The sequence below is a fragment of the Kitasatospora sp. NPDC036934 genome (assembly GCF_055608425.1).
Genome location: NZ_JBVJQR010000009.1, coordinates 162,630 through 187,559, shown reverse-complemented (window position 1 = coordinate 187,559; position 24,930 = coordinate 162,630). Strand labels below are relative to the sequence as shown.

Annotated in this window: 21 protein-coding genes and 1 pseudogene; 12 read left to right on the top strand and 10 right to left on the bottom strand. The window is 72.9% G+C overall.

Features of this window, described 5'->3' with window-relative positions:
• Positions 1-142 precede the first annotated feature (142 nt).
• The 3 genes from ACZ7BZ_RS16305 to ACZ7BZ_RS16295 all read left to right on the top strand — a co-directional run bounded on the left by ACZ7BZ_RS16305 (position 143) and on the right by ACZ7BZ_RS16295 (position 2,527).
• The gene (locus ACZ7BZ_RS16305; protein ID WP_470358907.1) at positions 143-862 is read left to right on the top strand and encodes a chitinase; all 720 of its coding nucleotides are present in this window, start codon (positions 143-145) and stop codon (positions 860-862) included.
• A gap of 303 nt (positions 863-1,165) precedes the next feature.
• On the top strand, positions 1,166-1,714 hold the full coding sequence (locus tag ACZ7BZ_RS16300) for a GNAT family N-acetyltransferase (protein WP_470358906.1): 549 nt from the start codon (positions 1,166-1,168) through the stop codon (positions 1,712-1,714).
• Between the two features lie 93 nt (positions 1,715-1,807).
• The gene (locus tag ACZ7BZ_RS16295; protein ID WP_470358905.1) at positions 1,808-2,527 is read left to right on the top strand and encodes a DsbA family oxidoreductase; all 720 of its coding nucleotides are present in this window, start codon (positions 1,808-1,810) and stop codon (positions 2,525-2,527) included.
• 19 nt (positions 2,528-2,546) lie between these two features.
• Here the strand turns inward: ACZ7BZ_RS16295 and ACZ7BZ_RS16290 are convergent, their stop codons facing one another.
• Positions 2,547-3,533: an alpha/beta hydrolase gene (locus ACZ7BZ_RS16290; protein ID WP_470358977.1), complete on the bottom strand. Its 987-nt coding sequence runs from the start codon at positions 3,531-3,533 to the stop codon at positions 2,547-2,549.
• 228 nt (positions 3,534-3,761) lie between these two features.
• On the bottom strand, positions 3,762-4,211 hold the full coding sequence (locus tag ACZ7BZ_RS16285; protein ID WP_470358904.1) for a hypothetical protein: 450 nt from the start codon (positions 4,209-4,211) through the stop codon (positions 3,762-3,764).
• Positions 4,212-4,330: 119 nt separating this feature from the next.
• Here ACZ7BZ_RS16285 and ACZ7BZ_RS16280 point away from each other — a divergent pair.
• A pseudogene (locus ACZ7BZ_RS16280) lies at positions 4,331-4,591 on the top strand (Scr1 family TA system antitoxin-like transcriptional regulator); the annotation flags it as partial.
• A gap of 313 nt (positions 4,592-4,904) precedes the next feature.
• Positions 4,905-5,372: a hypothetical protein gene (locus ACZ7BZ_RS16275; RefSeq protein ID WP_470358903.1), complete on the top strand. Its 468-nt coding sequence runs from the start codon at positions 4,905-4,907 to the stop codon at positions 5,370-5,372.
• Positions 5,373-5,394: 22 nt separating this feature from the next.
• On the opposite strand, the gene ACZ7BZ_RS16270 is transcribed toward ACZ7BZ_RS16275, so the two are convergent.
• Positions 5,395-6,819 carry an AfsR/SARP family transcriptional regulator gene (locus tag ACZ7BZ_RS16270; RefSeq protein ID WP_470358902.1) on the bottom strand — a complete coding sequence of 475 codons (1,425 nt, stop codon included), beginning with the start codon at positions 6,817-6,819 and terminating at the stop codon, positions 5,395-5,397.
• Positions 6,820-6,953: 134 nt separating this feature from the next.
• Here ACZ7BZ_RS16270 and ACZ7BZ_RS16265 point away from each other — a divergent pair, with 134 nt between their 5' ends.
• The 4 genes from ACZ7BZ_RS16265 (at position 6,954) to ACZ7BZ_RS16250 (ending at position 12,346) form a co-directional block, all read left to right on the top strand.
• A complete protein-coding gene (locus tag ACZ7BZ_RS16265) occupies positions 6,954-9,866 on the top strand; it encodes an AfsR/SARP family transcriptional regulator (protein ID WP_470358901.1) in 2,913 nt (970 codons plus the stop codon).
• Positions 9,867-10,111: 245 nt separating this feature from the next.
• Entirely contained in the window at positions 10,112-10,561 is a 450-nt protein-coding gene (locus tag ACZ7BZ_RS16260; RefSeq protein WP_470358900.1) for a CAP domain-containing protein, read from the top strand.
• An 88-nt stretch (positions 10,562-10,649) separates the two neighbouring features.
• The gene (locus ACZ7BZ_RS16255) at positions 10,650-11,432 is read left to right on the top strand and encodes a GNAT family N-acetyltransferase (RefSeq protein WP_470358899.1); all 783 of its coding nucleotides are present in this window, start codon (positions 10,650-10,652) and stop codon (positions 11,430-11,432) included.
• Between the two features lie 206 nt (positions 11,433-11,638).
• A complete protein-coding gene (locus ACZ7BZ_RS16250; protein WP_470358898.1) occupies positions 11,639-12,346 on the top strand; it encodes a hypothetical protein in 708 nt (235 codons plus the stop codon).
• Positions 12,347-12,492: 146 nt separating this feature from the next.
• On the opposite strand, the gene ACZ7BZ_RS16245 is transcribed toward ACZ7BZ_RS16250, so the two are convergent.
• Complete coding sequence (locus ACZ7BZ_RS16245) at positions 12,493-13,131, bottom strand: TetR/AcrR family transcriptional regulator (RefSeq protein WP_470358897.1); 639 nt, start codon at positions 13,129-13,131, stop codon at positions 12,493-12,495.
• Positions 13,132-13,439: 308 nt separating this feature from the next.
• On the opposite strand from ACZ7BZ_RS16245, the gene ACZ7BZ_RS16240 reads away from it, so the two are divergent.
• The 3 genes from ACZ7BZ_RS16240 to ACZ7BZ_RS16230 all read left to right on the top strand — a co-directional run bounded on the left by ACZ7BZ_RS16240 (position 13,440) and on the right by ACZ7BZ_RS16230 (position 16,081).
• Entirely contained in the window at positions 13,440-13,898 is a 459-nt protein-coding gene (locus tag ACZ7BZ_RS16240; protein WP_470358896.1) for a DUF6542 domain-containing protein, read from the top strand.
• The gene (locus tag ACZ7BZ_RS16235; RefSeq protein ID WP_470358895.1) at positions 13,891-15,546 is read left to right on the top strand and encodes an LCP family protein; all 1,656 of its coding nucleotides are present in this window, start codon (positions 13,891-13,893) and stop codon (positions 15,544-15,546) included. Before ACZ7BZ_RS16240 ends, ACZ7BZ_RS16235 begins: the two co-directional genes overlap by 8 nt.
• A 145-nt stretch (positions 15,547-15,691) precedes the next feature.
• On the top strand, positions 15,692-16,081 hold the full coding sequence (locus ACZ7BZ_RS16230) for a VOC family protein (protein WP_470358894.1): 390 nt from the start codon (positions 15,692-15,694) through the stop codon (positions 16,079-16,081).
• A gap of 71 nt (positions 16,082-16,152) precedes the next feature.
• On the opposite strand, the gene ACZ7BZ_RS16225 is transcribed toward ACZ7BZ_RS16230, so the two are convergent.
• The 6 genes from ACZ7BZ_RS16225 to ACZ7BZ_RS16200 all read right to left on the bottom strand — a co-directional run bounded on the left by ACZ7BZ_RS16225 (position 16,153) and on the right by ACZ7BZ_RS16200 (position 24,886).
• Positions 16,153-17,232 carry a 2-oxoacid:ferredoxin oxidoreductase subunit beta gene (locus ACZ7BZ_RS16225; protein ID WP_470358893.1) on the bottom strand — a complete coding sequence of 360 codons (1,080 nt, stop codon included), beginning with the start codon at positions 17,230-17,232 and terminating at the stop codon, positions 16,153-16,155.
• Positions 17,229-19,196: a 2-oxoacid:acceptor oxidoreductase subunit alpha gene (locus ACZ7BZ_RS16220; protein ID WP_470358976.1), complete on the bottom strand. Its 1,968-nt coding sequence runs from the start codon at positions 19,194-19,196 to the stop codon at positions 17,229-17,231. Before ACZ7BZ_RS16220 ends, ACZ7BZ_RS16225 begins: the two co-directional genes overlap by 4 nt.
• A 282-nt stretch (positions 19,197-19,478) precedes the next feature.
• Positions 19,479-20,141 (bottom strand): LuxR C-terminal-related transcriptional regulator, encoded by a 663-nt coding sequence (locus ACZ7BZ_RS16215; protein WP_470358892.1) that lies wholly within the window; start codon positions 20,139-20,141, stop codon positions 19,479-19,481.
• Positions 20,142-20,282: 141 nt separating this feature from the next.
• Positions 20,283-21,293, bottom strand: a complete 1,011-nt coding sequence (locus ACZ7BZ_RS16210; RefSeq protein ID WP_380457011.1) for a polyprenyl synthetase family protein — start codon at positions 21,291-21,293, stop codon at positions 20,283-20,285.
• A gap of 324 nt (positions 21,294-21,617) precedes the next feature.
• Entirely contained in the window at positions 21,618-23,255 is a 1,638-nt protein-coding gene (gene nuoN / locus ACZ7BZ_RS16205; protein ID WP_470358891.1) for an NADH-quinone oxidoreductase subunit NuoN, read from the bottom strand.
• Positions 23,252-24,886: an NADH-quinone oxidoreductase subunit M gene (locus ACZ7BZ_RS16200; protein ID WP_470358890.1), complete on the bottom strand. Its 1,635-nt coding sequence runs from the start codon at positions 24,884-24,886 to the stop codon at positions 23,252-23,254. The genes nuoN and ACZ7BZ_RS16200 overlap by 4 nt, the downstream gene beginning before the upstream one ends.
• Positions 24,887-24,930 lie beyond the last annotated feature (44 nt).

Genomic DNA, 24,930 nt, shown 5'->3' with positions numbered 1-24,930 from the left:
CGACGACAACTACCCGGCTGGATAAGACCCGTACGAGTGGTTTGGACCTCGGCCCGGTTCGAACCGGGGACGGCGGCCACCACGATGGCTCCGGTACTTCGAGAGCGAAGCACCCCCCGCCCCTGACTCCCGACGAGGAACGATGAAGCTCTCCCGCACCCTCTCCGCCGTGGCCTCCGCCGCCGTCCTGAGCACCCTCGCCCTGACCGGCCCGACCACCGCCCCGGCCTTCGCCGCGGGCTCATTCGTGGTCAGCGAGGCCCAGTTCAACAAGATGTTCCCGAACCGGAATTCCTTCTACACGTACAAGGGCCTGACCGACGCGCTGGGCGCCTACCCGAAGTTCGCCACCACCGGCGACGACGCCACCCGCAAGCGCGAGGCGGCTGCCTTCCTCGCCAACGTCAGCCACGAGACCGGCGGGCTCCGCTACGTCGTCGAGCAGAACACCGCCAACTACAGCCACTACTGCGACACCACCCAGCCCTACGGCTGTCCGGCCGGGCAGTCCGCGTACTACGGGCGCGGGCCGCTGCAGATCAGCTGGAACTTCAACTACAAGGCCGCGGGCGACGCCCTCCACCTCGACCTGCTGCACGACCCGTACAAGGTCGAGAAGGACCCGGCCGTCGCCTGGAAGACCGGCCTGTGGTTCTGGGACGCCCAGAAGGGCGCCGGGACGATGACCCCGCACGACGCCATCGTCAACAACAAGGGCTTCGGCGAGACCATCCGCAGCATCAACGGCGACCTGGAGTGCAACGGCAAGAACCCGGACGAGCGTAACGACCGGATCAACCTGTTCAAGCAGTTCGTCGGCGTACTGGGCACCAACGTGGGCGGCGGCGACATCTCCTGCTGAGCCGGCCTCAGACGGCCTCCGACGGCACGCGCGGAGCGGGAAGTCGGCCGGGCCGACGGCCCGCTCCGTGACACGGTCGATCGGGTGAACGGTGTCAGTCGAGCCCCGCCAGGCGGCGGTGCCGGTGACGGAGAAGGCGAGCCGATCGGCTCCGGACCGCGGTCTGGCTCAAGTCCCCTTCGTGGCGGCGGGGGCGGGCCGGGACCGGTGGACACCGTCGGGGCGGAGCTGGAACGCTGGGCGGCGGGGGATCTCGCGGCACCCCCGGCCCCGAAGCGGCAGGACGGCAGGACGGCAGGAGCGATGAGCGGTTCGATCGAGTGGGCGGGCGACCGGGTCTCGTTCCGGCCCGCCGCGCCGGAGCACACCGGCGAGGTGTTGGACGTGCTGGACGAGGCGGCCGGGTGGCTGGGCGGGCGGGGCATCCGCCAGTGGCCGGGCAGCTTCCCGCCCGAGTGGGTGGCCGACGCGATCGAGCGCGGCGAGACCTGGCTGGTGGACGTCGGGGACAAGACCGCCGGGACGGTCACCCTGGACTGGGCCGACGACCTCTGGGCGGACGTCGGCGGCGAGGCCGGCTACGTGCACCGGCTGGCCGTGCGCCGGTGGGCGCGCGGCCTGGGCGGGCTCGTCCTCGGCTGGGCCGAGGAGCGGGCCCGGCAGCGCGGAGTGGACGCGCTGCGGCTGGACTGCGTCGCCCACAACCGCTCGCTGCGCGACTACTACGAGGGGCGCGGCTTCGTACACCGCGGTGACGCCCGCTGGCTCGGCCTCCCGGGGCAGTCGCCGGAGGACGTCCCCGTCCTCTGGATGAGCCGCTACGAGCGACCGGTCCCCGGCTCCCGAACCTGAATATTTCAGGACGAGAAATATTCAGGTGGAGACCGGCGTTCCGGTAACCGTCGGCGCGGACGGTCCGCGCGGGACCGGAAGGAGTACGGCGCCGTGCGCGTGGAGATCTGGAGCGACATCAACTGCCCGTGGTGCTACATCGGCAAGGCCCGGTTCGAGCAGGCCCTGGCGGTGTTCCCGCACCGTGACGAGGTGGAGGTCGTCCACCGCTCGTTCGAACTGGACCCGCACGCGCCGCGCACGGCCCGTCCGGTGATCCCGCTGCTCGCCACGAAGTACGGGATGAGCCTGGAGCAGGCCGAGGCCGCGGAGGCCCGGATCGCCGAGAACGCGCGCGGCGAGGGCCTGCCCTACCTGGACGACGGGCGGGACGCCGCGAACTCCTTCGACATGCACCGGCTGCTGCACTTCGCCAAGGAGCAGGGCCGCCAGGCCGAGCTGCTGGACGCGCTGTACCGGGCCAACTTCGCCGAGGAGCGCTCCGCCTTCGACACCGGCCGGCTGGCCGAGCTGGCCGTCGAGGCCGGGCTGGACGCCGCCGGATCGGCCGCCGTGCTGGCCGACCCGGAGGCCTACGCGGCGGCGGTGCGCGAGGACGAGGAGACGGCCGCCGCCATGGGGGCGACGGGCGTGCCGTTCTTCGTCCTCGACCGGCGGCTCGGGGTCTCCGGCGCCCAGCCCGCGGAGACGTTCACCCGGGCGCTCGAGCAGGCCTGGGGCAGCCGGGTGCCGGCGCCGCTGATCCCGCTGGCCGAAGGCGGGGGCGACGCGGAAGCCTGCGGCCCGGACGGCTGCGAGCTGCCTCCGCGGTGACCGCCCCGGCCGCCGGCCGTCAGCCCTTCCCGACGGTCCGGGTGAGCCAGGTGAACACCGCCGGCACCAGCGGCTGCCAGGTGGAGGTCAGGTGCGGACCGTTGACCTCCTCCAGGGTGACGGCCGTCGGCGCCTTGGCGTTCTTCTGCAGCGCCAGGGCGTCCTCGTAGCCGTCGCCCTTCTTCCCGGTCACGTACAGGGCCACGTTCGGCGGCGTCTGCGCGTGCTGCAGCAGGTAGACCGGGTTGGAGACCTCGCGCAGGTGCGGGTCCTTGGCGGTCAGCGAGTCCGGCTCCCCCATCGGGTCGTTGTACCCGGACAGGCTGACGCCCGCGTGGTACCGGTTCGGGTGCCCCAGGGCCAGCCGGACGGCACAGTGCGCGCCCGCCGAATAGCCGGCCACCGCCCACCGCTCCGGGCCCGGCTCGGCGCGGAAGTTGTCCAGCACCATCTGCGGCACGTCGCGCGCCAGCCAGGTCTCGGCGTTGGCCTGGCCCGGCACGTCCGCGCAGCCGGTGTCCACGTGCCCGGCGAGCAGGACGACCCGCGGAGACACCAGGATGAACGGCGCGACCTGCCCGGACTTCATCAGCGGCTCCAGTTGCTTGGAGACGTTCATGCTGCCGAACCAGGCGCTGGACGAACCGGGGAAGCCCGCCAGCAGCTCCACCACCGGGAACTTCTTGTCCTTGTAGGCCGGGTCGGCGTACTGCGGCGGCGTCCACACCAGCACCTCGCCGTCGACGCCGGACACCCGGCCCTTCAGCTGGGTCGTCCTCACGTCCTTCGGCACGGCGGGGTCGTCCACCGGCCCGAACTGCTGCGTCACCTTGGGCTGGTCCGGTGCGTTGGCCGCCGCCGTCGCGTCCGCCGGGGGCGGTACGGGCACGGCGCGGACGTGGCTGCCGGTGCCGAGCAGGTCGTCCCAGCTGCCGTACAGCTGGTTGTCGTTGTTCACCACCACGAACACCAGCGTCACCGCCGTCAGCTGTGCGAAGGCCACCATCAGCAGCCGCGACCCGAAGCGCAGCGCGTGCGGCCCGCGCACCCGGTTCCACAGGTACATCAGCAGCCCGATGGAGATCGGGACGAGGACGAGCGCGAGAACGAAAAACGGGGTGCCGGTGAGCTTCACACCAGCTGAAACGGGTAACACGGGTGTTCGGTTGCACCCGAGCCGGGTCGGTTGCGGAGCGGGAGGTCGGCGGGTCCGACTTCCCGCTCCGGGGCGTCATCAGTCGTAGAAGAACTGCCGGAGGTCCTCGACGGAGCCCGGCCCGAAGAGGAAGGCCTCCGCCCGGCCGACTTCGGCCACCGGCGGCGGGCCCTGCGTGCGGAGGGCGTCGAGCCAGATCTCGCCCTGCTCCCCGACGGCGTAGACGGCGGAGAGCAGGGTCGCCATCCCGGCGGGCCGGGCCGGGGCCGCGCCCGCGACGGGCACCAGCTCCCAGCCGCCGGCCCGGGCGGCGAGCCGCAGCACGGCGGCCCAGCGGACGATGCGGGCGAGCCGGGCCCGCCAGGGGAGTTCACCGGCCGGGTGCGGACAGCCCACGGTCGCGGCGGCGATGTCGTCGATCGTCCGGCGTTCGGCGTCGGTGCGGATCCACCTGCCCTCCTGGGAATCCTCGATGGCGGCGTGCCACCACTCCCAGGCGCCGTCCAGGCGGCGCGTGAACTCGTCCATGGGGCGAGGGTTTCACACCGGCGAGCGCGGGTGGAGCCGGGCGGCGGGCCAGGGGGCGTTGCGGCCGGCGGCCTCGCGGTAGGCGATGCGCTGGACCACTCAGGGGCGCCGGGCTTCCCAACGTAGATCTCCAGGTGCTGCCGTTCACCGCCCCCGAGAGCCCGCCCTTCTCCGGTTCCTTCGTCTTCAGCGATCCGGGCTGCCCTGAACTTTCGACGGTCATCACGGATGGCCCCGAGCAGGCAGAGCACCTCATCGATCAAGCTGAACTGGCCGCCCACAGCCAGATGTTCCAGCAGCTCACCGCGCACGCTCTACCGGCCGCAGACCGGGAGACGGCACTACACGGGCTCGTACGGCAACGCGGAGGGAGGCGATGACCGCCTTGAGCCGGCTCCCGGATCAGACGACCTTCGCCACGTCCGCGAGTTCGACGCCCCCTCCCTCGTCATCACCACGACCACCGCCGAACTCCGCGCCCTCCTCCTCGGCGTGAAGCCCGGCGAGTTCGACCACCTCGCCTGACCCTCCCTGCCCGCTCGCCGCCCCGGCGAGCGGGCAGGCCTCAACGTCCTGTTTATCTTTTGTCTACCGCCCTCGGCCATGATCCGTACACCACAGGGCGCCCGCCACCTTCACGGGCGCACCCACACGTGAGAGAGGCAGCACGGGGATATGAAGACGATGCGGCACATGGCCATGGCAGCAGCAGCGGGCGCCCTGGCGCTGGCCGGGACGATGACGGCGACGGGGACCGCCCAGGCGGACACCATCGTCAACCCCGACCTGGCCCCCAGGGTGACCCAGAACGCACCCGTGACGCTCCTGCCCGGCCAGGCCATCGACACCGGCTACACCCGGCTGATCCTCCAGACCGACGGCAACCTCGTCGTCTACCGGACCGACAACCGGTACGTCGCCAAGTGGGCCGCGCCGGGCAGCTGGGGCTGCGGCACCCGGGCGACCCTGCAGACCGACGGCAACTTCGTCGTCTACGGCGCCAACGACCGCGTCTGCTGGAACAGCAACACCTTCAAGTCCAACCCCAACGACGGGGTCAAGCTGGAGGTCTGGGGCTTCGGCGGCGTCAAGATCGACTACATCTCCCAGTTCGAGAGCGGCCCGAGCTACTCGGTCATCAGCAGCACCGACCCGTACTAGGAGCACCACCGCGGCCCGGCCCTCACCCCCGTTCGGCGAACCTGGTCACCAGGTCCGCCACCGACCACCAGGGCCGGGCCGCGAGCCGCGTCGCCGCCGTCCGCAGCAGGACGGGAAGGTGGCCGCAGATCCCGGCCAGCTCCTCCACCGCGGCCGGCTCCCGGCCGATCCGCTCCACGCCCACGATCCGCGCCAGCAGCTCGTGGGCGTCGTGCGGTTCCAGCGCCCCGACCGTCAGCCGGACCGCGTCGCCCGGCAGGGCCCCCGGCTCCGCCCCCGTGACCACCACCGCGCACCCGCTCGTCGCGGGCAGCAGCGGGCCGGGGTCGGCCACTCCGTCGAGCACCACCAGCACACGCCGTCCGGCCAGTGCGGAGCGGTACCGCACGGACAGTTCCCCGACGGTGTCCGAACCCGCGGGCCGCTCCCCCAGGGCCCGCAGGAAGGCGGCCAGGACCGTGCCCGGCTCACCCCCGCTCGCGTACAACTGCCCGTCCGGGAAGGCGTCCTGGGCAGCGTGGGCGATGTGCACCGCCAGTGCCGACTTCCCGCTGCCCGCCGGACCGGACAGCCCCACCACCGGCGAGCCGCCGACCGCCCGCAGCGCCCGTTCCGCCTGCCCCGCCAACCCGGCCCGCCCCACCAGGTCGGGGATGTCGGGCGGCAGCTGGCTCGGCCGGGGAAGCCGCCGCAGCGACACCGGGGCCTCCCCGCGCCGGATCCGGTCGGCCAGCTCCACGACCGCGACGGCCGGTTCGAGCCCCAGCTCCCGGCCCAGCCGCTCCCGCAACGCCCCGTACTCGGCCAGGGCCTGCGCCGTTCGGCCACAGCGGTGCAGCGCCAGCAGGTGCAGCCGGTGCACCTCCTCGTCCAGCGGGCACTCGGCGGCCAGCGCGCCCAGCTCCTCCAGCGCCTCGACGTGCCGCCCGAGCGCCAGGTCCAGGTCGTACCGCACCTTCCGCGCCGCCAGCCGCCCGGCCGCCAGCCGCTCCCGGGCCCGCTCCGCGAGCGGCCCCGGCACGCCGTCCAGCGCCCGGCCGCCCGCCCAGGCCCCGAGCGCCTCGCCCAGCAACTCCCACGCCCGCAGGGGCTCCTGGTGACGCAGCGCAACTGCCTCGGCCACCGCCGCCTCGTAGCGGAACAGGTCCACCGAGCCGCGCGGCACCGACAGCCGGTACCCGCCGGCCGCCGCGACCACCAGTCCGGGCGCGCCCAACGCCCGCCGCAGCCGGTGCACATGGGTGCCGATCTGGCCCACCGGATCCTTCGGCCAGCGCGCGTCGTCCTCCCCCCACACGCCCTCGACCAGCCGGTCCGTCGACACCAACTGCCCGGGCGCCAGCAGCAGCGCCGCAAGCACGGCCCGCTGCTGCGGTCGCCCGAGGTCGACCTCCACGCCCTCGCACCGGGCCCGCAGGGACCCCAGCACGCGGAATTCGAGCACCACTCCCCACCCCTCGGAATTCCGACGTCCGGTGCACAATCTGTGAGCAGAGCATACGAGGCCGGGACGGGGGGCGCCGCAATCCGGACGGAAGTGGCGGGATCCCGGCACGGGACGACTCATCGGGACGGGACGACATGGTGGACAAGGGGGGCCCCGGGCTGCGCTTCGCGCTGCTCGGCCCACTGCGGGCCTGGTACGGGACCGAGGAGGTGGAGCTCGGCCGCCCCCAGCAGCGCGCCGTGCTCGCCGTACTGCTGGACGCCGCCGGACGGACGGTGGCCACCTCGGTACTGATCGAGGGCGTGTGGGGCGGCACCCCGCCGGCCGACCCGCGCAAGGCCGTCCAGCTCGCCGTCTCCCGGCTGCGCGCCGCGCTCAAGCCGCACACCGGCGACGCCCCGGAAGACATGCCGCTGCTGCGCGTCGGGGACGGCTACGCCCTCCGGCCGGTACCGACCGACGCCGACGAATGGCAGGCCCTGCTCGCCGAGGCCGAACGACTGCGCCGGGCGGACGCACCCCCGCAGGACGTCCGGGACGTCCTGCACCGCGCCCAACGGCTCTGGGTCGGCGAGGCGCTCGCCGGGCTGCCCGGACGGCACGCCGAAGCCGTCCGGGCCCGACTCGCCGAACAGCGGATCTCGGCCAAGGAGACCCAGCTCGAACTCGACGCCGACCTCGGCGACCGCACCGACCTCATCGCCGAGGCCACCGCCCTCGCCCTGGAGCACCCCGGCCGGCCCCGGCTCACCGCCGTCCTGATGCGCGCCCTCTACCGGGCCGGCCGCAAGGCCGAGGCACTCGCCGTCTACGAGGACGCCCGCCCGTACCTGCCCGCCGACGACCACGGCCCCGCCGAGCTCCAGCTGCGCATCCTGCGCGAGGACACCGCCCTGCTGCCGCCGAAGGCCGACCCCGAGCCCGCCGCCGACCGCTGGCAGGCCCCCGACCAACTCCCCTCCGGCCTGCCCGACTTCACCGGCCGAGCCGAGGAACTCGACACCCTCGCGGAGCAGCTCGCCGGCGCCGGCGGGCGGGCCGTCATGATCTCCGCCCTGGACGGCATGGGCGGCGTCGGCAAGACCACCCTCGCCGTGCACCTCGCCCGGCAGGTCCGCGACCGCTTCCCCGACGGGCAGCTCTTCGTCGACCTGCGCGGCGCCGACCGCACCCCGCCCGACCCGGGCACCGTCCTGACCGGCTTCCTGCGCGCCCTCGGCATCGCCCCCGACGAGATCCCCAACGACACCGGCGAACGCAGCGCCCTCTACCGCTCGGCCCTGGCCGGGCGACGCGTCCTCGTCGTCCTCGACAACGCCGCCACCCGCGACCACGTCGAACCGCTGCTGCCCGGCGCGGCCGGCTGCGCCGTCCTGATCACCAGCCGGCTGCGGCTCACCGGCCTCTCCGGCGCCCACCACCTGCGACTGGACACCCTGCCGCCCACCGAGGCCCTCGACCTGCTCACCCGGATCGTCGGCGCCGAACGCGTCACCGCCGAACCGCAAGCCGCCGAGGAGGTCGTCCGGGCCTGCGGGCTGCTGCCGCTCGCCGTCCGCATCGCCGCCTCCCGGCTCGCCGCCGACCCCGGCCTCACCCTCGCCGCTCTCGCCGAAGGACTGCGCCGGGAACACCGGCTCGCCGAACTCAGCGACGGCGAACGCACCGTGGAAGCCACCTTCGCGCTCTCCTACCACCGCCTCGACCCGGAACTCGCCCGCGCCTTCCGCCTGCTCGCGCTGCCCGAAACCCCCGACCTGCCGCTGCCCTGCGCCGCCGCCCTGCTCGGCCGCACCGAGGACCAGGCCGACCAGCTCCTCGAAACCCTCGTCGACCTCAACCTTCTGCACTCCCCCCGCTTCGGCCGGTACGGCTTCCACGACCTCGTCCGCGACTACGCCCGCGGCCGGCTCGCCACCGAGGAGCCCCCCGCCGAACGCACCGCCGCCGCCGCCCGGCTCACCGACTTCTGCCTGGCCACCGCCCGCAACGCCGACCGGGCCGCCCGCAAGGCGGAACCCGCCGAACTCAGCCTGCTCGGCGTGTCCGTGACCGCGGCCGGCCGGCCGATCACCGACGGCGCCGAAGCCGTGCGCTGGATGCGCGACCAGGCCGAGGTGCACGCCGCCGCCATCGTGCTCAGCTGCGCCGACCCGGCCCTGCCGCTCGACCGGGCCGCCGAACTGGCCGACCGGATGGGGGCCGTGCTCTCCGAACGCGCCCAGACCGGCATCCTCGGCGACCTCGCCGGACGCATCGCCCAGGAGGCCGAGGCCCGCGGCGAGGACGGCCCGCTCGCCCTCGCCCGCTACCTGCGCGGCACCATGCTCTGGCACATCAACCGCTACGCCGAGTCCGAGCAGGAGATCCGCCGGGCCGTCGACCTCTGCACCGACCCGCGAACCGAAGGCGTGCTCGCCAAAGCCCTGATCAACCTCGGCAGTAACGCCCGGGTCCAGGGCCGCTACGCCGAAGCCGCCGAACACGCCGGCCGCGCCGCCGAGCTGTTCCACCGGGTCGGCGCCCAACGGGCCGAGGGCAGCGCGCTCGGCGAGTTCGCCTTCAGCGCCGCCCACACCGGGCGCCTCGCCGAGGCCCGGGACGCCGCCGAACGCAGCGCCCGCCTGATGAGCGGCTCCGGACCGGTGTCCGCCGCGATCGGCCGCTACTACCTCGCCCGGGTCCTGCGGCTGTGCGGCGACCCGGAGGCCGCCCTCGCCGACGCGCTCGGCGCCCGGGACGAGTTCGCCGTCCTCCAGGTCACCGTGTTCGAAGCCGCCGCCGGAGACCTCGCCGCCCGCATCCACGCCGAAGCCGGGCGCTGGCTGCTCGCCGCGGACCTCGCCGAAGCCGTCCTGCCGCAGGCCCGCCGCACCAGCGCCGCCCTGGAGGCCGCCCTGCTGCGCACCCTCGGCACCGCCCTCGCCGGCCTCGGCCGCCCGCGCCAGGCCCGCGCCTGCCTCACCGACGCCCTGGACGGCTACCGGCGGCTCGGCCTCGACGAGGACGCCGCGCAGGTCGAAGGGCAGCTGGCCGGCCTCGGCTGACCGAGCCCGGCCGACCGGGCCAGCGCAGGTCGAAGGGCAGCCGGCCGACCTCGGCCGACCGAGCCCGGCCGACCGGGCCAGCGCAGGTCGAAGGGCAGCTGGCCGACCTCGGCCGACCGAGCTCGACCGACCACCGGCTACGCGCGTTGACCGGCTGTCTACCGTGGTCCGGGACCGTACTCCTCGTCCGGCCCCGGACCGCGCCGCCCGCGGCCCGGGGCGACACCCGAGGAAAGGCGCGACCCATGACCACGCTCGTGCGCAACGGCCGGATCCTGACACCCGCGGCCACGCCCTGGACCGCCACCGGCGGCGACTTCCGCACCGAGATGCTGACCTCCGCCAACTTCCGGCGCGTCCACGCCGGCGCCCGACTGCTCAACCTGGACGAACGGCTCAACACCGCCGCCCAGCGCCACGCCGACGACCTCGCCGCGCACGACCTCCTCCAGCACGACGGCACCGACGGCAGCACGCCCTGGCGCCGGATCCGGACGGCCGGCTTCGCCTTCCGCTTCGCCGCCGAGATCGCCGCGGCGGCCAACAGCGTGCCCGAGGCCATGCAGCGCTGGATGCACAGCCCGCAGCACCGCGGCGCCCTGCTCGACCCGCGCTTCAACCACCTCGGCATCGGCCGCGCACCCCGCCGGGGCGACACCCGGGGCCGCTACGTGCTGACCCTCGGCCAGGTCTGACCCGGCTCGGCCACCCCGCGGCCTGGTCCGTCCGTTCACCGACGGACCAGGCCCAGGGATCGTTCAGACCCGCCCTAAGCTCGACCCCGTGCCCCTCATCAGCCTGCACGACCGCGCCGCGCTCGCCGAACGGTTCCGCCCCGACCCGGCCCTGCACCTGTTCGAACTCGGCGACCTGGACGACACCCTCTGGCCCAACACCACCTGGTACACCACCGATCCCGACCGCGGACCGGTCGCCCTGCTCTACAGCGGCGGCGACACCCCCGTACTGCTCGCCTTCGCCCGGCCCGCCGCCGTCCCCGCCCTGGAGGAACTGCTGGGCGCGCTGCGGCCGTTCCTGCCGCGCCGCTTCACCGCCGGGCTGCCGGACGGCGCCGAGCGGGCCCTCGCCCCGGACTACAGCGTCGAGCGGCGTACCCCGCTGCTGCGGATGATCCTCCCGGCCCCGGGCCGCCTCCCCGCCGAACCCGTCCACCGGACCGAGCAGTTGACCCTCGCCGACCTGGACGCCCTGCACACCCTGCTGGCCGAGGCCTACCCCGAGTCCTGGTTCGACCGGCGACTGCTGGCGGCCGGCGGCTACGTCGGCGTCCGCGAGCACGGCCGACTGGTGGCCGCCGCCGGGGTGCACGTCCACTCCCCCGCGCACCGGGTCGCCGTGCTCGGCAACGTGGTCACCCACCCCGACGCCCGCGGCCGCGGCCTGGCCCGCTCCTGCGTCACCGCGCTGGCCCGGCACCTCGCGCCGACCACCGACCACCTGGGCCTCAACGTCCGTACGGACAACGCCCCGGCGATCCACCTCTACCGGCGGCTGGGCTTCGGCACCGTCACGACGTACAACGAACTGGTGCTGCGGGCCGCTTAGGGCGTGTCCGGTGGATCGTCCGAGGTGGCAGGCGGTTCGGGTACCACTGATCACGACTCGGCATCCCTTGTCACGGACCCGCGCAGGACTCGTCACGGCAGCGTCAAGACCACCTGGAAAGCGTGGCGTCCCGCACGGCCCCTGCGCTATGAACATCCCACAGGAGGACCGTCGCGACGGCGGTCCGCAATAACGGGGGACATCACGTGAAGACCATCCGCAACAGTCGCACCTTGGCCCTGGCCGGCCTGGCCGTGGTCGGCGCGCTCACCATGAGCGCCTGCAACGACGACGCCGCTTCGTCCGACAGCGCCACCACCCCGCCGGCCACCCAGGCGCCGGCCGCGCCGACCGCCGCGCAGACCACCCCGGCCGCCCCCACCTCCGCGGCCGCGCCGACCGGCGGCGCCACCGGCGGGGCGACGGGCGGCGCCACCGGCGGGGCCCCGGCCCAGGCCGGTCCGACCGCGGCGCCCGGCACCACGGTGAAGATCGGCCAGGCCGCCACCATCCCGTTCTCCTCGGGCAGCACCAAGGGCACCGTCTCGCTCACGGTCACCTCGATCGACAAGGGCGACCCGGCCGACCTCACCCCGCTGAAGCTGGGCGACAAGGCCGCGGGCATGGTGCCGTACTACGTCCGCTTCAACGTCACCAACACCGGCAGCACCGACCTGTCCTTCTCCAGCCTGACCCAGGTGAAGGGCACCCTGCCGGACGGCTCGGAGGCCTCCGAGGTGATGCTGATCGGCACCTTCGACAAGTGCCCGCACCCGTCCTTCCCGAAGGGCTTCACCAACGGGCAGTCGATCACCTCCTGCGTGCTGGCCCTGGCGCCGCAGGCGACCAAGGTCTCCGGCGCCGAGTACTGGGGCGAGCCGTACACCCTGGGCAAGGGCGTCAACTGGAAGTGACCCGCGCCTTGAGGTGACCGCGTCTTGAGGTGACCTTCGCGCGACGACCGGTGGGCGGAGCGGCCCGATGCCGCCCCGCCCACCGGCGTGTGCCCGGCCTGCCCGCCCGGTCAGCCCGGTCAGCCCGGTCAGCCCGGTCAGCCCGGTCAGCCCGCGGCAGGGCCGTGGATCGTCAGGAAGGCGTCCACCCCCTGCTCCGCGACCCGCTCGACTTCCGCCCCGGCCACCGGCAGCGCGCCCCAGAAGGAGCGTTCGGCCACGCCGTGGAAGGTCAGCAGGGTGAACTGCTCGGCGGCCAGCTCCGGGTCCCGCACGGCCAGCAGCCCGCGCTCGGTGAGCGCCGTGAGGCGCTCCGCGAGGTCGCGTTGGGAGGCCACCGGACCAGCCTCCAGCCAGGCCTCCAGGACGTCCGCCGGGATGTTGGCCACCTCGGCGCGGATGGCCCGGCCGAGTGCCCCGTGCTCGCCCGCGGCGAGCACGGCGTTCGCCCGCTCGACCGCGAAGGCGACCAGGTCGCGCCGCAGGTCCAGCACCCGGTCGAGGTGCCGGGCCATCAACTCGCGGATCAGCTCGGTCAGTTCGGCCGAGTTCTGCAGCGCCACCGACAGGAAGAGGGTCTCCTTGTCGGCGAAGTGGTTGTAGACCGTGCGCTTGGACACCCCCGCCTCGGCCGCGATCGCGTCCATGCTGGCCCGGACGTAGCCTTCGCGCCCGAACACCGTGGTCGCGGCCCGGGTGATCGCCTTGCGCTTCTCCGGTCGTCCCGCTCCGCCCGTGGTCGCCACGACGTTCTCCTTCTCCGTCGGCACCCGCGCCGACCCCTCAGAAACTGCCCGGTGTAGTGTATGCAGGCCTGTTCACGAACGGACTTGCCACCGAACAGGCGTGCTCTATGCTGCGTACGATCTCTACACCTCTGTAGAGCAAATCCGAAAACGTGCCTGCCCCCGAGCAGCAGCGGGAAACCGAGAACGGGAACCGGCCGGCCGACCACCAGCGTCCCGTACTGGCAGCGCCGCTACCGCTCTTCCACAGCAGACCCGGCGCGGCGCCGAGACGGCGCACCAGGCACGGGAACACCGGGGGTGAGTGAGTGGCGGGGCAGCGAGGACGGTCCACCGACCAGGGATCACGGCGGCGGCCGGCGAGCCGGCCCGCCGGCCCCGCGCGTCCCTTCTCCGGCGGGCCCACCCTGCCCGCGGTCGCGGCCCTCGGACTCCCGCTGGTCGGGGCGGTGGTCGACGAGCTCTCAGGGCCGGGCATGGGCCTGGTCTTCGCGCTCTGCGCGGCGCTCGGCACCGGCCTGGCGGCCGCGCTCTGCACCCACCGCGGCTGGTGGTGGGTGCTCGCCGCCTCGCCGGTGGTCGTACTCGGTGTGACGGCGGTGGTCGAATTCTCGGCGAACAGCGAGAAGTACCAGGGCAACGGCCTGGCCACCGGCTCCGCCAAGTGGGTGGTGCACGGGTTCCCCGTGATGGCGCAGGCCGCGGCGGCGGCCCTGCTGGTGATCGTGGTCCGGGTGGTCCGGGACCGGAGGAGGCGGCATGGCTGAGGACCGTGAGCAGCAGGACGGCGGCCGTACCGCCGGGCGCCGGGGCGCGAAACCGGCGCCCCGCAAGGGTTCCCCACTGCTGATCGCCGGGCGGGTGGTGGCCGCCACCGTCGGCTTCGCGGTGTTCGCGGCGAGCGGGGTGGTCTGGTACGAGTACACCTCGCTCACCGACGGGATGACCACGTCCAACGCCATCTCGGAGACCAAGAAGGACGCCCCCAAGCACCTGGACAACTCGGTCAACCTGCTGCTGATCGGCCTGGACAGCCGCAAGGCGATGGACGGCTCCGACCTGCCCCCGCAGTTCGTCCAGGACGAACTGCACGCCGGCCACAGCTCGGACATCGGCGGCTACAACACCAACTCGCTGATCCTGCTGCACATACCGGCCAACGGCGGCAAGGTGCAGGCGATCTCCATCCCGCGCGACGACTACGTCATGACCTACAACGGGGACGGCACCCAGCAGGGCATGCACAAGATCAAGGAGGCGTACGGGATCGCCAAGGAGAAGGCGAACCCGGGCCTGCAGAAGAAGGGCCTCAAGGGCGCCGACCTGGAGAAGGCCGGGCGCGACGCCGGCCGCGCGGCCACCATCCGCACCGTCCAGACCTTCGTGAACCAGCCGGTGGACCACATCGCCGAGGTCAACCTGATGGGCTTCTACGACATCGCCAAGGCCGTCGAGCCGATCCAGGTCTGCCTGACCCACGACACCAAGGACCCGGCCATGGAGGGCCAGGGCTCCGGCGCCGACTTCAAGAAGGGCATCAACACCCTCAACGCCTCCCAGGCGCTCGCCTTCGTCCGCCAGCGCCACAACCTGGACGACGGCAAGGGCAACACCGGCGACTTCGCCCGCACCCACCGCCAGCAGGCCTTCATCTCCTCCGTCGTGCACAAGCTCAAGCAGGACGGCATCATCAGCGACCTGGGCAAGCTCAAGGACCTCTTCGGCGTCGTCCAGAAGGACCTGGTGATCGACAACGAGTGGAACGTCCTGGACTTCGCCCAGCAGGCCCCGGCCCTCACCGGCGGCAACGTCGAGTTCAACACCCTGACCTTCGACGGCTTCGGCACCAAGAACGGCCAGGACGTCAACCTGGTCACCCCGTCGAAGATCCAGAAGGTGGTCAAGCAGTTGTTCGGCTACGCCGACGCGGCCGCGCCCGCCGCCCCGGCCGACGGCGCCACCGACGCCCCGGCCACCGACGCCCCCACCCCGGCGCCGACCGCGACCACCCCGACCAAGGCCGCCTCCCCGACCACCGTCGACGTGTACAACGCCTCCTCGGCCGCCGGAGTCTCCTCCGGCAACGAGGCCAAGGCACTGGTCGCGATGGGCTTCAAGGAGGGCGCGACCGGCCCCGCCCGCACCAAGCAGAAGACCACCACGGTCACCTACGGCAAGGGCGGCAAGGACGCCGCCGACCAGGTCGCGGCCCGCTACGGCGTCACCGCCACCGAGTCCGCCACCACCGCCGCGGACCACGTCGTGGTCACCCTCGGCACCTCCTTCACCGGCGTCGCGGCCGACAAGCCCACCACCCCCGGCCCCGCCCCCACCGGCGACCCGGCCGCCAACCTGCCCATGCAGGGTCCGGGCGTCGACGCCACCTCCGACGGCGGCATCCCCTGCGTCTTCTGACGCCACCGGCACCACTCCTGAGGGAGGTCCCCCATCGGGGGGCCTCCCTCAGGCCTTTCCGGGCGGAGCTCTGGCGAGATTCTCCGTACTATGTATAGTGTACTGCGTACGGGATAACCGTGCGCCATGACGAGAGGGCTCCGCCATGCAGATCACCACCACCGTCGTCACCCTGACCGTCGAGGACACCGCCGCCTCCGCCGCCTTCCTCCAGCGGCACTTCGGCTACACCGAGCAGATGTCCGCCGACGGCTTCGTCTCGCTCGGCCACCCGGGCGGCGGGGTCGACGTCGTCTACCTGCGCCGCGGCCTGGAGGTGCTGCCCGAGGACCAGCGGGACCGCACGGCGGACGGAGTGATCCTGGCCTTCACCGTCGAGGACCTCGCCGCGCAGGAGCGGCGGCTGCGCGAGGAGGGGGTGGAGATCACCATGGCGCTGCGCGAGGAGCCGTGGGGCGAGAAGCTGTTCCAGGTCGCCGACCCGAACGGGGTCGTGATCGAACTGGTCGAATGGGCCGCCGCCGACAGTCAGTAGTAGGGGCCGGAACGTGCGTCGGCGCCCCCGCCCGGTGAGGGGCGGGGGCGCCGAGGGGCGCGGCGGAGCGGTCAGTCCACCGTCCAGGTGTCGCCGCCCGCCAACAGGGTCGCCAGGTCGCCGGGGCCGCGCTGGGCGACGGCGGTGGCCAGCTGGTCCTCCATCAGCTCGTCGTAGACCGGCCGGCGGACGTCCCGCAGCACGCCGATCGGCGTGTGGTGCAGGGTGTCCGCGTCGGCGATCCGGGAGAGCGCGAAGGCCGTCGCCGGGCCGGCCGCGTGGGCGTCGTGCACCAGGACGTCCGGCTCGTTCGAGGGCGTGACCGGCGCGACGAACAGTTCGCCGTCCGGGCCCCGGAAGACGCCCTCGGCCGCCTCCGCGCCGAACCGGATCGGCCGCCCGTGCTCCAGCCGGATCAGCGCCTCGTCCCGGGTGCCGGCGTCCTTGAGCACCTCGAAGGCGCCGTCGTTGAAGATGTTGCAGTTCTGGTAGATCTCCACCAGCGCGGTGCCCTCGTGCTCGGCCGCCGCCCGCAGCACCGACTGGAGGTGCTGGCGGTCCGAGTCGATGGTGCGGGCCACGAAGGAGGCCTCGGCGCCGATCGCCAGCGACAGCGGGTTGAACGGCGCGTCCAGCGAGCCCATCGGGGTGGACTTGGTGATCTTGCCGAGTTCGCTGGTCGGCGAGTACTGGCCCTTGGTGAGGCCGTAGATCCGGTTGTTGAACAGCAGGATCTTCAGATTGACGTTCCGCCGCAGGGCGTGGATCAGATGGTTGCCACCGATCGACAGCGCGTCGCCGTCCCCGGTCACCACCCACACGCTCAGGTCCCGCCGGGAGGAGGCCAGCCCGGTCGCGATCGCCGGCGCCCGGCCGTGGATCGAGTGCACCCCGTAGGTGTTCATGTAGTACGGGAAGCGCGAGGAGCAACCGATGCCGGAGACGAACACCGTGTTCTCGCGCCGGATGCCGAGCTCCGGCATGAAGGACTGCACCGCCGCCAGGATCGCGTAGTCCCCGCAGCCGGGGCACCAGCGCACCTCCTGGTCGGTCTTGAAGTCCCGGGCGCTCTGCGGACCTTCCGACTTGGGCACCAGCTTCAGCGACGGGAAGCCACGCCCCTCGACGGTTCGCTCGCTCCGCTCACTCATCGGTGGTCCTCCTCGTCCAGGCTGCCGATCGCCGCCCACAGCACGTCCGCCAACTGCGCCGCCTTGAACGGCAGCCCGCGCACCTGGTTGTAGGACTCCGCGTCCACCAGGTACTTCGCCCGCAGCAGCAGCGCGAGCTGGCCCAGGTTCATCTCGGGCACGATGACCTTCTCGTAACTGCGCAGCACCGCACCCAGGTTGGCCGGGAACGGGTTGAGGTTGCGCAGGTGCGCCTGGGCGACCTCGCCGCCGTCCGCGCGCACCCGGCGCACCGCCGCCGTGATCGGGCCGTAGGTCGAGCCCCAGCCGAGCACCAGCACCCGGGCGTCGCCGGTCGGGTCGTCGACCTCCACCGGCTTGACGGTGATCCCGTCCACCTTGGCCTGCCGGGTGCGCACCATCAGGTCGTGGTTGGCCGGGTCGTAGGAGATGTTCCCGGTGCCGTCCTGCTTCTCGATGCCGCCGATCCGGTGCTCCAGCCCGGCCGTGCCGGGCACCGCCCAGGGCCGGGCCAGGGTGTGCGGGTCCCGCAGGTACGGCCAGAAGGCGCCGTCCTCGCGGTTCGGGGCGGTGGCGAACGCCGGGTCGATCTCCGGCAGTTCACCGACCTCCGGGATCCGCCAGGGCTCCGAGCCGTTCGCCAGGTAGCCGTCCGAGAGCAGGAACACCGGGGTGCGGTAGGTCACCGCGATCCGGGCCGCCTCCAGGGCCGCGTCGAAGCACTCGGCGGGCGTGGCCGGGGCGACGATCGGCACCGGTGCCTCGCCGTTGCGGCCGAACATCGCCTGCAGCAGGTCCGCCTGCTCGGTCTTGGTCGGCAGCCCGGTTGACGGGCCGCCGCGCTGGATGTCCACCACCAGCAGCGGCAGTTCCAGCGAGACCGCCAGGCCGATCGTCTCCGACTTGAGCGCCACGCCCGGCCCGGAGGTGGTCGTCACGCCCAGTGCTCCGCCGAAGGCCGCGCCGAGCGCCGCGCCGATGCCGGCGATCTCGTCCTCGGCCTGGAAGGTGCGCACCCCGAAGTCCTTGTGCCGGCTCAGCTCGTGCAGGATGTCCGAGGCCGGGGTGATCGGGTACGAGCCCAGGTACAGCGGCAGGCCGGAGCGCTGCGCGGCGGCGATCAGCCCGTAGGACAGCGCCAGGTTGCCGGAGATGTTGCGGTAGCGCCCGGCCGGGAGCCGGGCCGGCGGCACCTCGTAGGAGACCGCGAAGGACTCGGTGGTCTCGCCGAAGTTCCAGCCCGCCCGGAAGGCGCTGATGTTCGCCTCGGCGATCTGCGGCTTCTTGGCGAACTTGCCGCGCAGGAAGGTCTCGGTGCCGTGGGTGGGCCGGTGGTACATCCAGGACAGCAGCCCCAGGGCGAACATGTTCTTCGCCCGCTCGGCGTCCTTGCGGGCCAGCCCGCTGTCCTTGAGCGCCTCCAGGGTCAGCGCGGTGAGCGGCACCCGGTGCAGGTGGAAGCCGTCCAGCGAACCGTCGCCGAGCGGGTCCGCGGCGTAACCCACCTTCGCCAGCGCCCGCTTGGTGAACTCGTCGGTGTTGACGATGATCTCCGCGCCGCGCGGCAGGTCCGGCAGGTTCGCCTTCAGGGCCGCCGGGTTCATCGCCACCAGCACGTTCGGGGCGTCGCCCGGGGTGAGGATGTCGTGGTCGGCGAAGTGCAGTTGGAAGGACGAGACGCCGGGCAGGGTACCGGCGGGGGCCCGGATCTCGGCCGGGAAGTTCGGCAGCGTGGAGAGGTCGTTGCCGAACGCGGCCGTCTCCGAGGTGAAGCGGTCACCGGTGAGCTGCATGCCGTCACCGGAGTCGCCGGCGAATCTGATGATCACCCGGTCGAGTCTGCGGATGGGCTTGGCCCGCCGCTCCGGTGCGCCGTCCGGGGCGTGCGCGCCGACGGGCCCGGTCGCTCCGGGGTGTCCGGCATCGTCACCGGTACGACCCTCGTCGCCGTCCGATCCGTCCACTGCCTCTGACTGATCGACCTGACTGGTCACTGCCGCGGACCTCCTCGTGGGCACACCACCGCGGGCGCGGCCCCGTGCCCCGTCCGCCTGGTGCACCGCTCGCATCCTATGCGCGCGAACTCGGCCCAGGCCGGAACTCCGGCAGGTTTCACCCGCCCACGCCGGTACCTCTCCTCCGCACAACATCCGGCCGCCGGAGATCATTCCGCACACGCCCGAACGGGCCGCCGCCCGGGCCTCGGCGGGCCGGCCCGGGCGGCGGGCCTCAGGAGTCGGCGGGCCTCAGGAGTTGAGGTAGGTGAGCACCGCCAGCACCCGGCGGTGGTCCTCCGGGCTCTGCGCCAGGCCGAGCTTGAGGAAGATGTTGCTGACGTGCTTCTCCACCGCGCCGTCCGAGACCACCAGCTGCTTGGCCACCGCCGCGTTGGTGCGCCCCTCCGCCATCGCCGCGAGCACCTCCCGCTCGCGCGGCGTGAGGTTGGCCAGGACGTCGCCCTTGCGGCTGCGGCTGAGCAACTGCTGCACCACCTCCGGGTCCAGCGCGGTGCCGCCGTCGGCGACCCGCACCACCGCGTCGGCGAACTCGCGCACCTCGGCGACCCGGTCCTTCAGCAGGTAGCCCACGCCCCGGGTGGAGCCGGCCAGCAGCTCGGAGGCGTACCGCTCCTCCACGAACTGCGACAGCACCAGCACGCCCAGCCGGGGGTAGCGTCCGCGCAGCTCCACGCAGGCGCGCAGGCCCTCGTCGGTGTGGGTCGGCGGCATCCGCACGTCCGAGACCACCACGTCCGGCAGGGCGTCGGAGGCCGCCAGGTCGTGGATGGTCTTCACCAGGGCGGCGCCGTCCCCGACCCCGGCCACGACTTCCAGGCCGCGGTCGGTGAGCAGCCGGGTCAGACCTTCCCGCAGCAGTACGGAGTCCTCGGCGATGACGACGCGACGCATGGTGACCTTCCGGGCAGGCGTGAGCTGACGGGTGCCAGTCTCCCCCATCCCGGCGGGGCGCCGGGGCGGTAGCGACGGATCGTCCCCGGCGTCAGCTCCTGGCGTCAGCCCCCGCGTCACACGGCGCGGACGGCCACCGCGTCACATGGTGCGGATGGCCACCGCGTCGCAGAGCCCGTCCAGGGCCGCCTTGGCCGCGCAGTCCGGCAGCGGGGCCAGCAGCGCCCGGGCCTCCTCGGCGTGCCGCAGGGTCTCCCGGCGGGCGCGCTCCAACGCCGGGTGGGCGCGCAGCAGGCGCAGCGCCTCGGCGTGCAGGTCGTCGTCGGAGAGGTCCTGGGTGAGCAGTTCGCGCAGCCGACTGTCGTCCGGGTCGGACGGGTCGGCGGGCATCTGCTCCAGCAGCAGGGTCGGCAGGGTCGGCACGCCCTCGCGCAGGTCGGTGCCGGGGGTCTTGCCGGACTCATGGCCGTCGCTGGCGATGTCCAGCACGTCGTCGGCCAGCTGGAAGGCGATGCCGATCCGCTCGCCGAACTCGCCGAGGGTCTCCACCAGGTCCGGTGCGGCGCCGGCCATCAGCGCTCCTATCCGGCAGGAGACGGCGATCAGCGATCCGGTCTTGCCCGCGAGCACGTCCAGGTAGTGCAGCAGCGGGTCCATCTCCGGGCCGGGGCCGCGGGTCTCCAGGATCTGGCCGGTGACCAGCCGCTCGAAGGCCTCGGCCTGCATCCGCACCGCCTCCGGGCCGAGGTCGGCCAGCACCTGGGAGGCCCGGGAGAACAGGAAGTCGCCGGTGAGGATGGCCACCGAGTTGTCCCAGCGGGAGTTGGCGCTCTCCGCGCCGCGCCGCACCGGGGCCTCGTCCATCACGTCGTCGTGGTACAGCGTGGCCAGGTGGGTCAGCTCGACGACCACCGCGGCCGGCACCACGCCGGGCGCCCCCGGGTCGCCGAACTGGGCGGCCAGCAGCAGGAGCAGCGGACGGAAGCGCTTGCCGCCGGCCTCGATCAGGTGGCTGGCGGTGACGGTGATGAACGGGACGTCGCTCTTGACGGCCTCGGAGAGCGCCGCCTCCACCGCGTCCAGTCCGGCCTGGACGTCCCGGGTCAGGTCGCGGTCCTGCACGCTGAGCCCGAAGGGTCCCACGACGGTCACGAAGACCACTCCTCTGTCCCTGGTCGATCTAGCGGCCTGGTCCCTGAGTGCCGCCGCTGGCCATACAGGCAGGGTATCCGGTCACGAGTGGATCACTGCACGGGCGTGCGGATCCTGTCATGCCCGAACCGGAAGGCCTGGTCAGAGGGGCTCCGCGGGCAAAGCGGCGGTGGGGGCGAATTCCACTGGAAACAAAGGCGGAAGGTCGGCCCGGACTTCCGGACCGACCTCCGGCAAACCGAGCGGCGCCGACCGGCGCGCGCATCGGCGCACCGGTCGGCGCGTCGATCAGCGCACCGATCGGCAGGCGGATCAGTACGCGGATCAGTAGGCGAACAGCGAGGCCTTGGACGCGAGGTCCAGGAAGTACTGCGGCAGCAGGCCCAGGCCCAGCGTGACCAGCACCCCCACCCCGATCGCGGTCGCCGTGAAGGCGCTCGGGATCGCCACCGTCGGGCCGCCCGGCTTCGGGTCGGAGAAGAACATCAGCACGATCACCCGGATGTAGAAGAACGCGGCCACCGCCGAACTCAGCACACCGACGATCACCAGCGGCGTCGCCCCGCCGGCCGCCGCCGCCTGGAACACCGCGAACTTCCCGGTGAAACCGGAAGTCAGCGGAATCCCGGCGAAGGCCAGCAGGAACAGCGCGAACACCGCCGCCACCAACGGCGAGCGCCGCCCCAGCCCGGCCCAGCTGGACAGGTGGGTCGCCTCGCCCTTGGAGTCGCGCACCAGGGTGACCACGGCGAAGGCGCCGAGCGTCACGAAGGAGTACGCCGCCAGGTAGAACAGCACCGAGGACAGGCCCTGCTTGTTGACGGCGATCACCCCGGTCAGGATGAACCCGGCGTGCGCGACCGAGGAGTACGCCAGCAGCCGCTTGACGTCCTGCTGGGTCACCGCCAGCACCGCGCCCACCACCATGGTCAGGATCGCCACCCCCCACAGCACCGGCCGCCAGTCCAGCCGCAGACCCGGGAAGGCCACGTAGAACAGCCGCAGGAGCGCGCCGAACGCCGCCACCTTGGTGGCCGAGGCCATGAAGCCGGTCACCGGGGTCGGCGCGCCCTGGTAGACGTCCGGGGTCCAGGAGTGGAACGGCACCGCGCCGACCTTGAACAGCAGGCCCACCGCCAGCATCGCCAGGCCGGTCAGCAGCAGCACGTCGCTCCGGGTGCTGCTCAGCAGCGCCGGGGTGGTCATCGCCTTGCCGGAGATGACGTCCGCGATGTCGCCGAGCTTCACGCTGCCGGCGTAGCCGTACAGCAGCGCCGTGCCGAACAGGAAGAACGCCGACGCGAAGGCGCCCAGCAGGAAGTACTTGACCGCCGCCTCCTGGGAGAGCAGCCGGCGGCGCCGGGCCAGCGCGCAGAGCAGGTACAGCGGGAGGGAGAAGACCTCCAGCGCCACGAACATGGTCAGCAGGTCGTTGGCGGCCGGGAAGAGCAGCATCCCGCCGACCGCGAACATGGTCAGCGGGAAGACCTCGGTGGTGGTGAAGCCGGCCCGGACCGCGGCCCGCTCCTGCTCCCCGCCGGGGGTGGCGGCGGCCTGGGCGGCGAACGCGTCGGCGGGCAGGCCGCCGGCCTTGGGCTCCAGCCTGCGCTCCGCGTAGGTGAGCACCGCCACCACGGCGACCAGCAGGATCACACCCTGGAGGAACAGCGCCGGGCCGTCCAGCGCGACCGACTCCATGGCCAGCAGGTCGATCCGCGGCGCGCCGTGGCCCTGCGTTGCCAGCACCACCACGGCGGCGAAGGCACCGGCCAGCGCGACCAGGGCCAGGGTGACCTGGGTCCAGTGCCGCAGCCGGCGCGGGACGAAGGCCTCGACCAGGACGCCGGCCACGGCGGCGCCGAACACCACCAGCATCGGGGAGAGTTGGCCGTACTCGAGGTGCGGGGCCGGGATGCTCGGGGTGTTGCCGCCGGCGGCGGCGAGCACTGCGCTGGCACTCACTTCTGCTCACCTCCTGAGGTGGCGGCGACCGGGTGGGCCGGCGCCGGGTCGGTCCGGTGGACCTGCGAGAGCGTCGCGTCCACCGAGGGGTTCACCAGGTCGGTGAGCGGCTTGGGGTAGACGCCGAGCAGGATCGTCAGCGCCACCAGCGGTGCCACCACGGCGAGTTCGCGGACCTTGAGGTCGGGCATCGCGCGCACGCCCTCCTTCACCGGGCCGGTCATGGTGCGCTGGTACAGCAGCAGGGCGTACAGCGCGGCCAGCACGATGCCGAAGGTCGCGACGATCCCGATCGCCGGGTAGCGGGTGAAGGTGCCCACCAGCACCAGGAACTCGCTGACGAACGGGGCAAGCCCGGGCAGCGACAGGGTGGCCAGGCTGCCGATCAGGAACGTCCCGGCGAGCACCGGGGCGACCTTCTGCACACCGCCGTAGTCGGCGATCAGCCGCGAACCGCGGCGGGAGATCAGGAAGCCGGCCACCAGCATCCACGCGGCGGTGGAGAGGCCGTGGTTGACCATGTAGAGGGTCGCGCCGCTCTGCCCCTGGCTGGTCAGGGCGAAGATGCCCATGATGATGAAGCCGAAGTGCGAGATCGAGGCGTAGGCGACCAGCCGCTTGATGTCCTTCTGGCCGACCGCCAGCAGCGCGCCGTAGACGATCCCGATCAGCGACAGGACCAGGATCGCCGGGGCGAAGGTCTTCGAGGCGTCCGGGAACAGCCCGAGGCAGAAGCGCAGCATCGCGAAGGTGCCGACCTTGTCCACCACGGCGGTGATCAGCACGGCGGTGCCCGCCGTCGCCTCGCCCATCGCGTTCGGCAGCCAGGTGTGCAGCGGCCACAGCGGGGCCTTCACCGCGAAGGCGAAGAAGAAGCCCAGGAACAGCGCGTTCTGGGCGGTGCCGGACAGCTTCAGGCTGCCGTCGGCGATCGCGGTGGTGAGGGTCCGCAGGTCGAAGGTGCCCAGGCCCTGGTCCTGGGCGATCACGTACAGGCCGATCACGGCGGCCAGCATCACCAGGCCGCCGAGCAGGTTGTACAGCAGGAACTTGACGGCCGCGTAGGAGCGCTGGCGCGCGGACTCGGGGCCGCCGGCCCGGTCGCCGAAGCCGCCGATCAGGAAGTACATCGGGATCAGCATGGCTTCGAAGAACACGTAGAACAGGAAGACGTCGGTGGCGTAGAAGGAGACGATCACCATCGCCTCCACCGCCAGGATCAGGGCGAAGAAGGCCTGGGTGCGGCGCCCCCCTTCGAACGTGGCAGCCTCGAAGGTGCCGTCGGGGCCCGGCGCGGCCGGGTCGGCGTCGTGCCAGGAGGCCAGCATCACCATCGGCACCAGGACGGCCGTCAGCAGGGCCAGCACCGCACCGATGCCGTCCACGCCGAGCGAGAAGGTGATGCCGAAGGAGCGGATCCAGCTGTACGACTCGGCCAGCTGGTAGCGGGCGCCGTGCGGGTCGAACCGCAGCGCCACCACCGCGGCCAGCACCAGGGTGACGGCCGAGACCCCCAGCGCGACGGCCTTGGTGGTGCGCCGCCGGGCCTCGTTCGAGCCGGCCGGAAGCGCGGCGGTCAGCACCGCACCGGCCGCCGGGACGGCGCAGGTGACGGTCAGCAGCGTGCTCATGCCCCCACCCCTCGACGTGTTTCCCCGCCCCGAGCCGAAGGGCG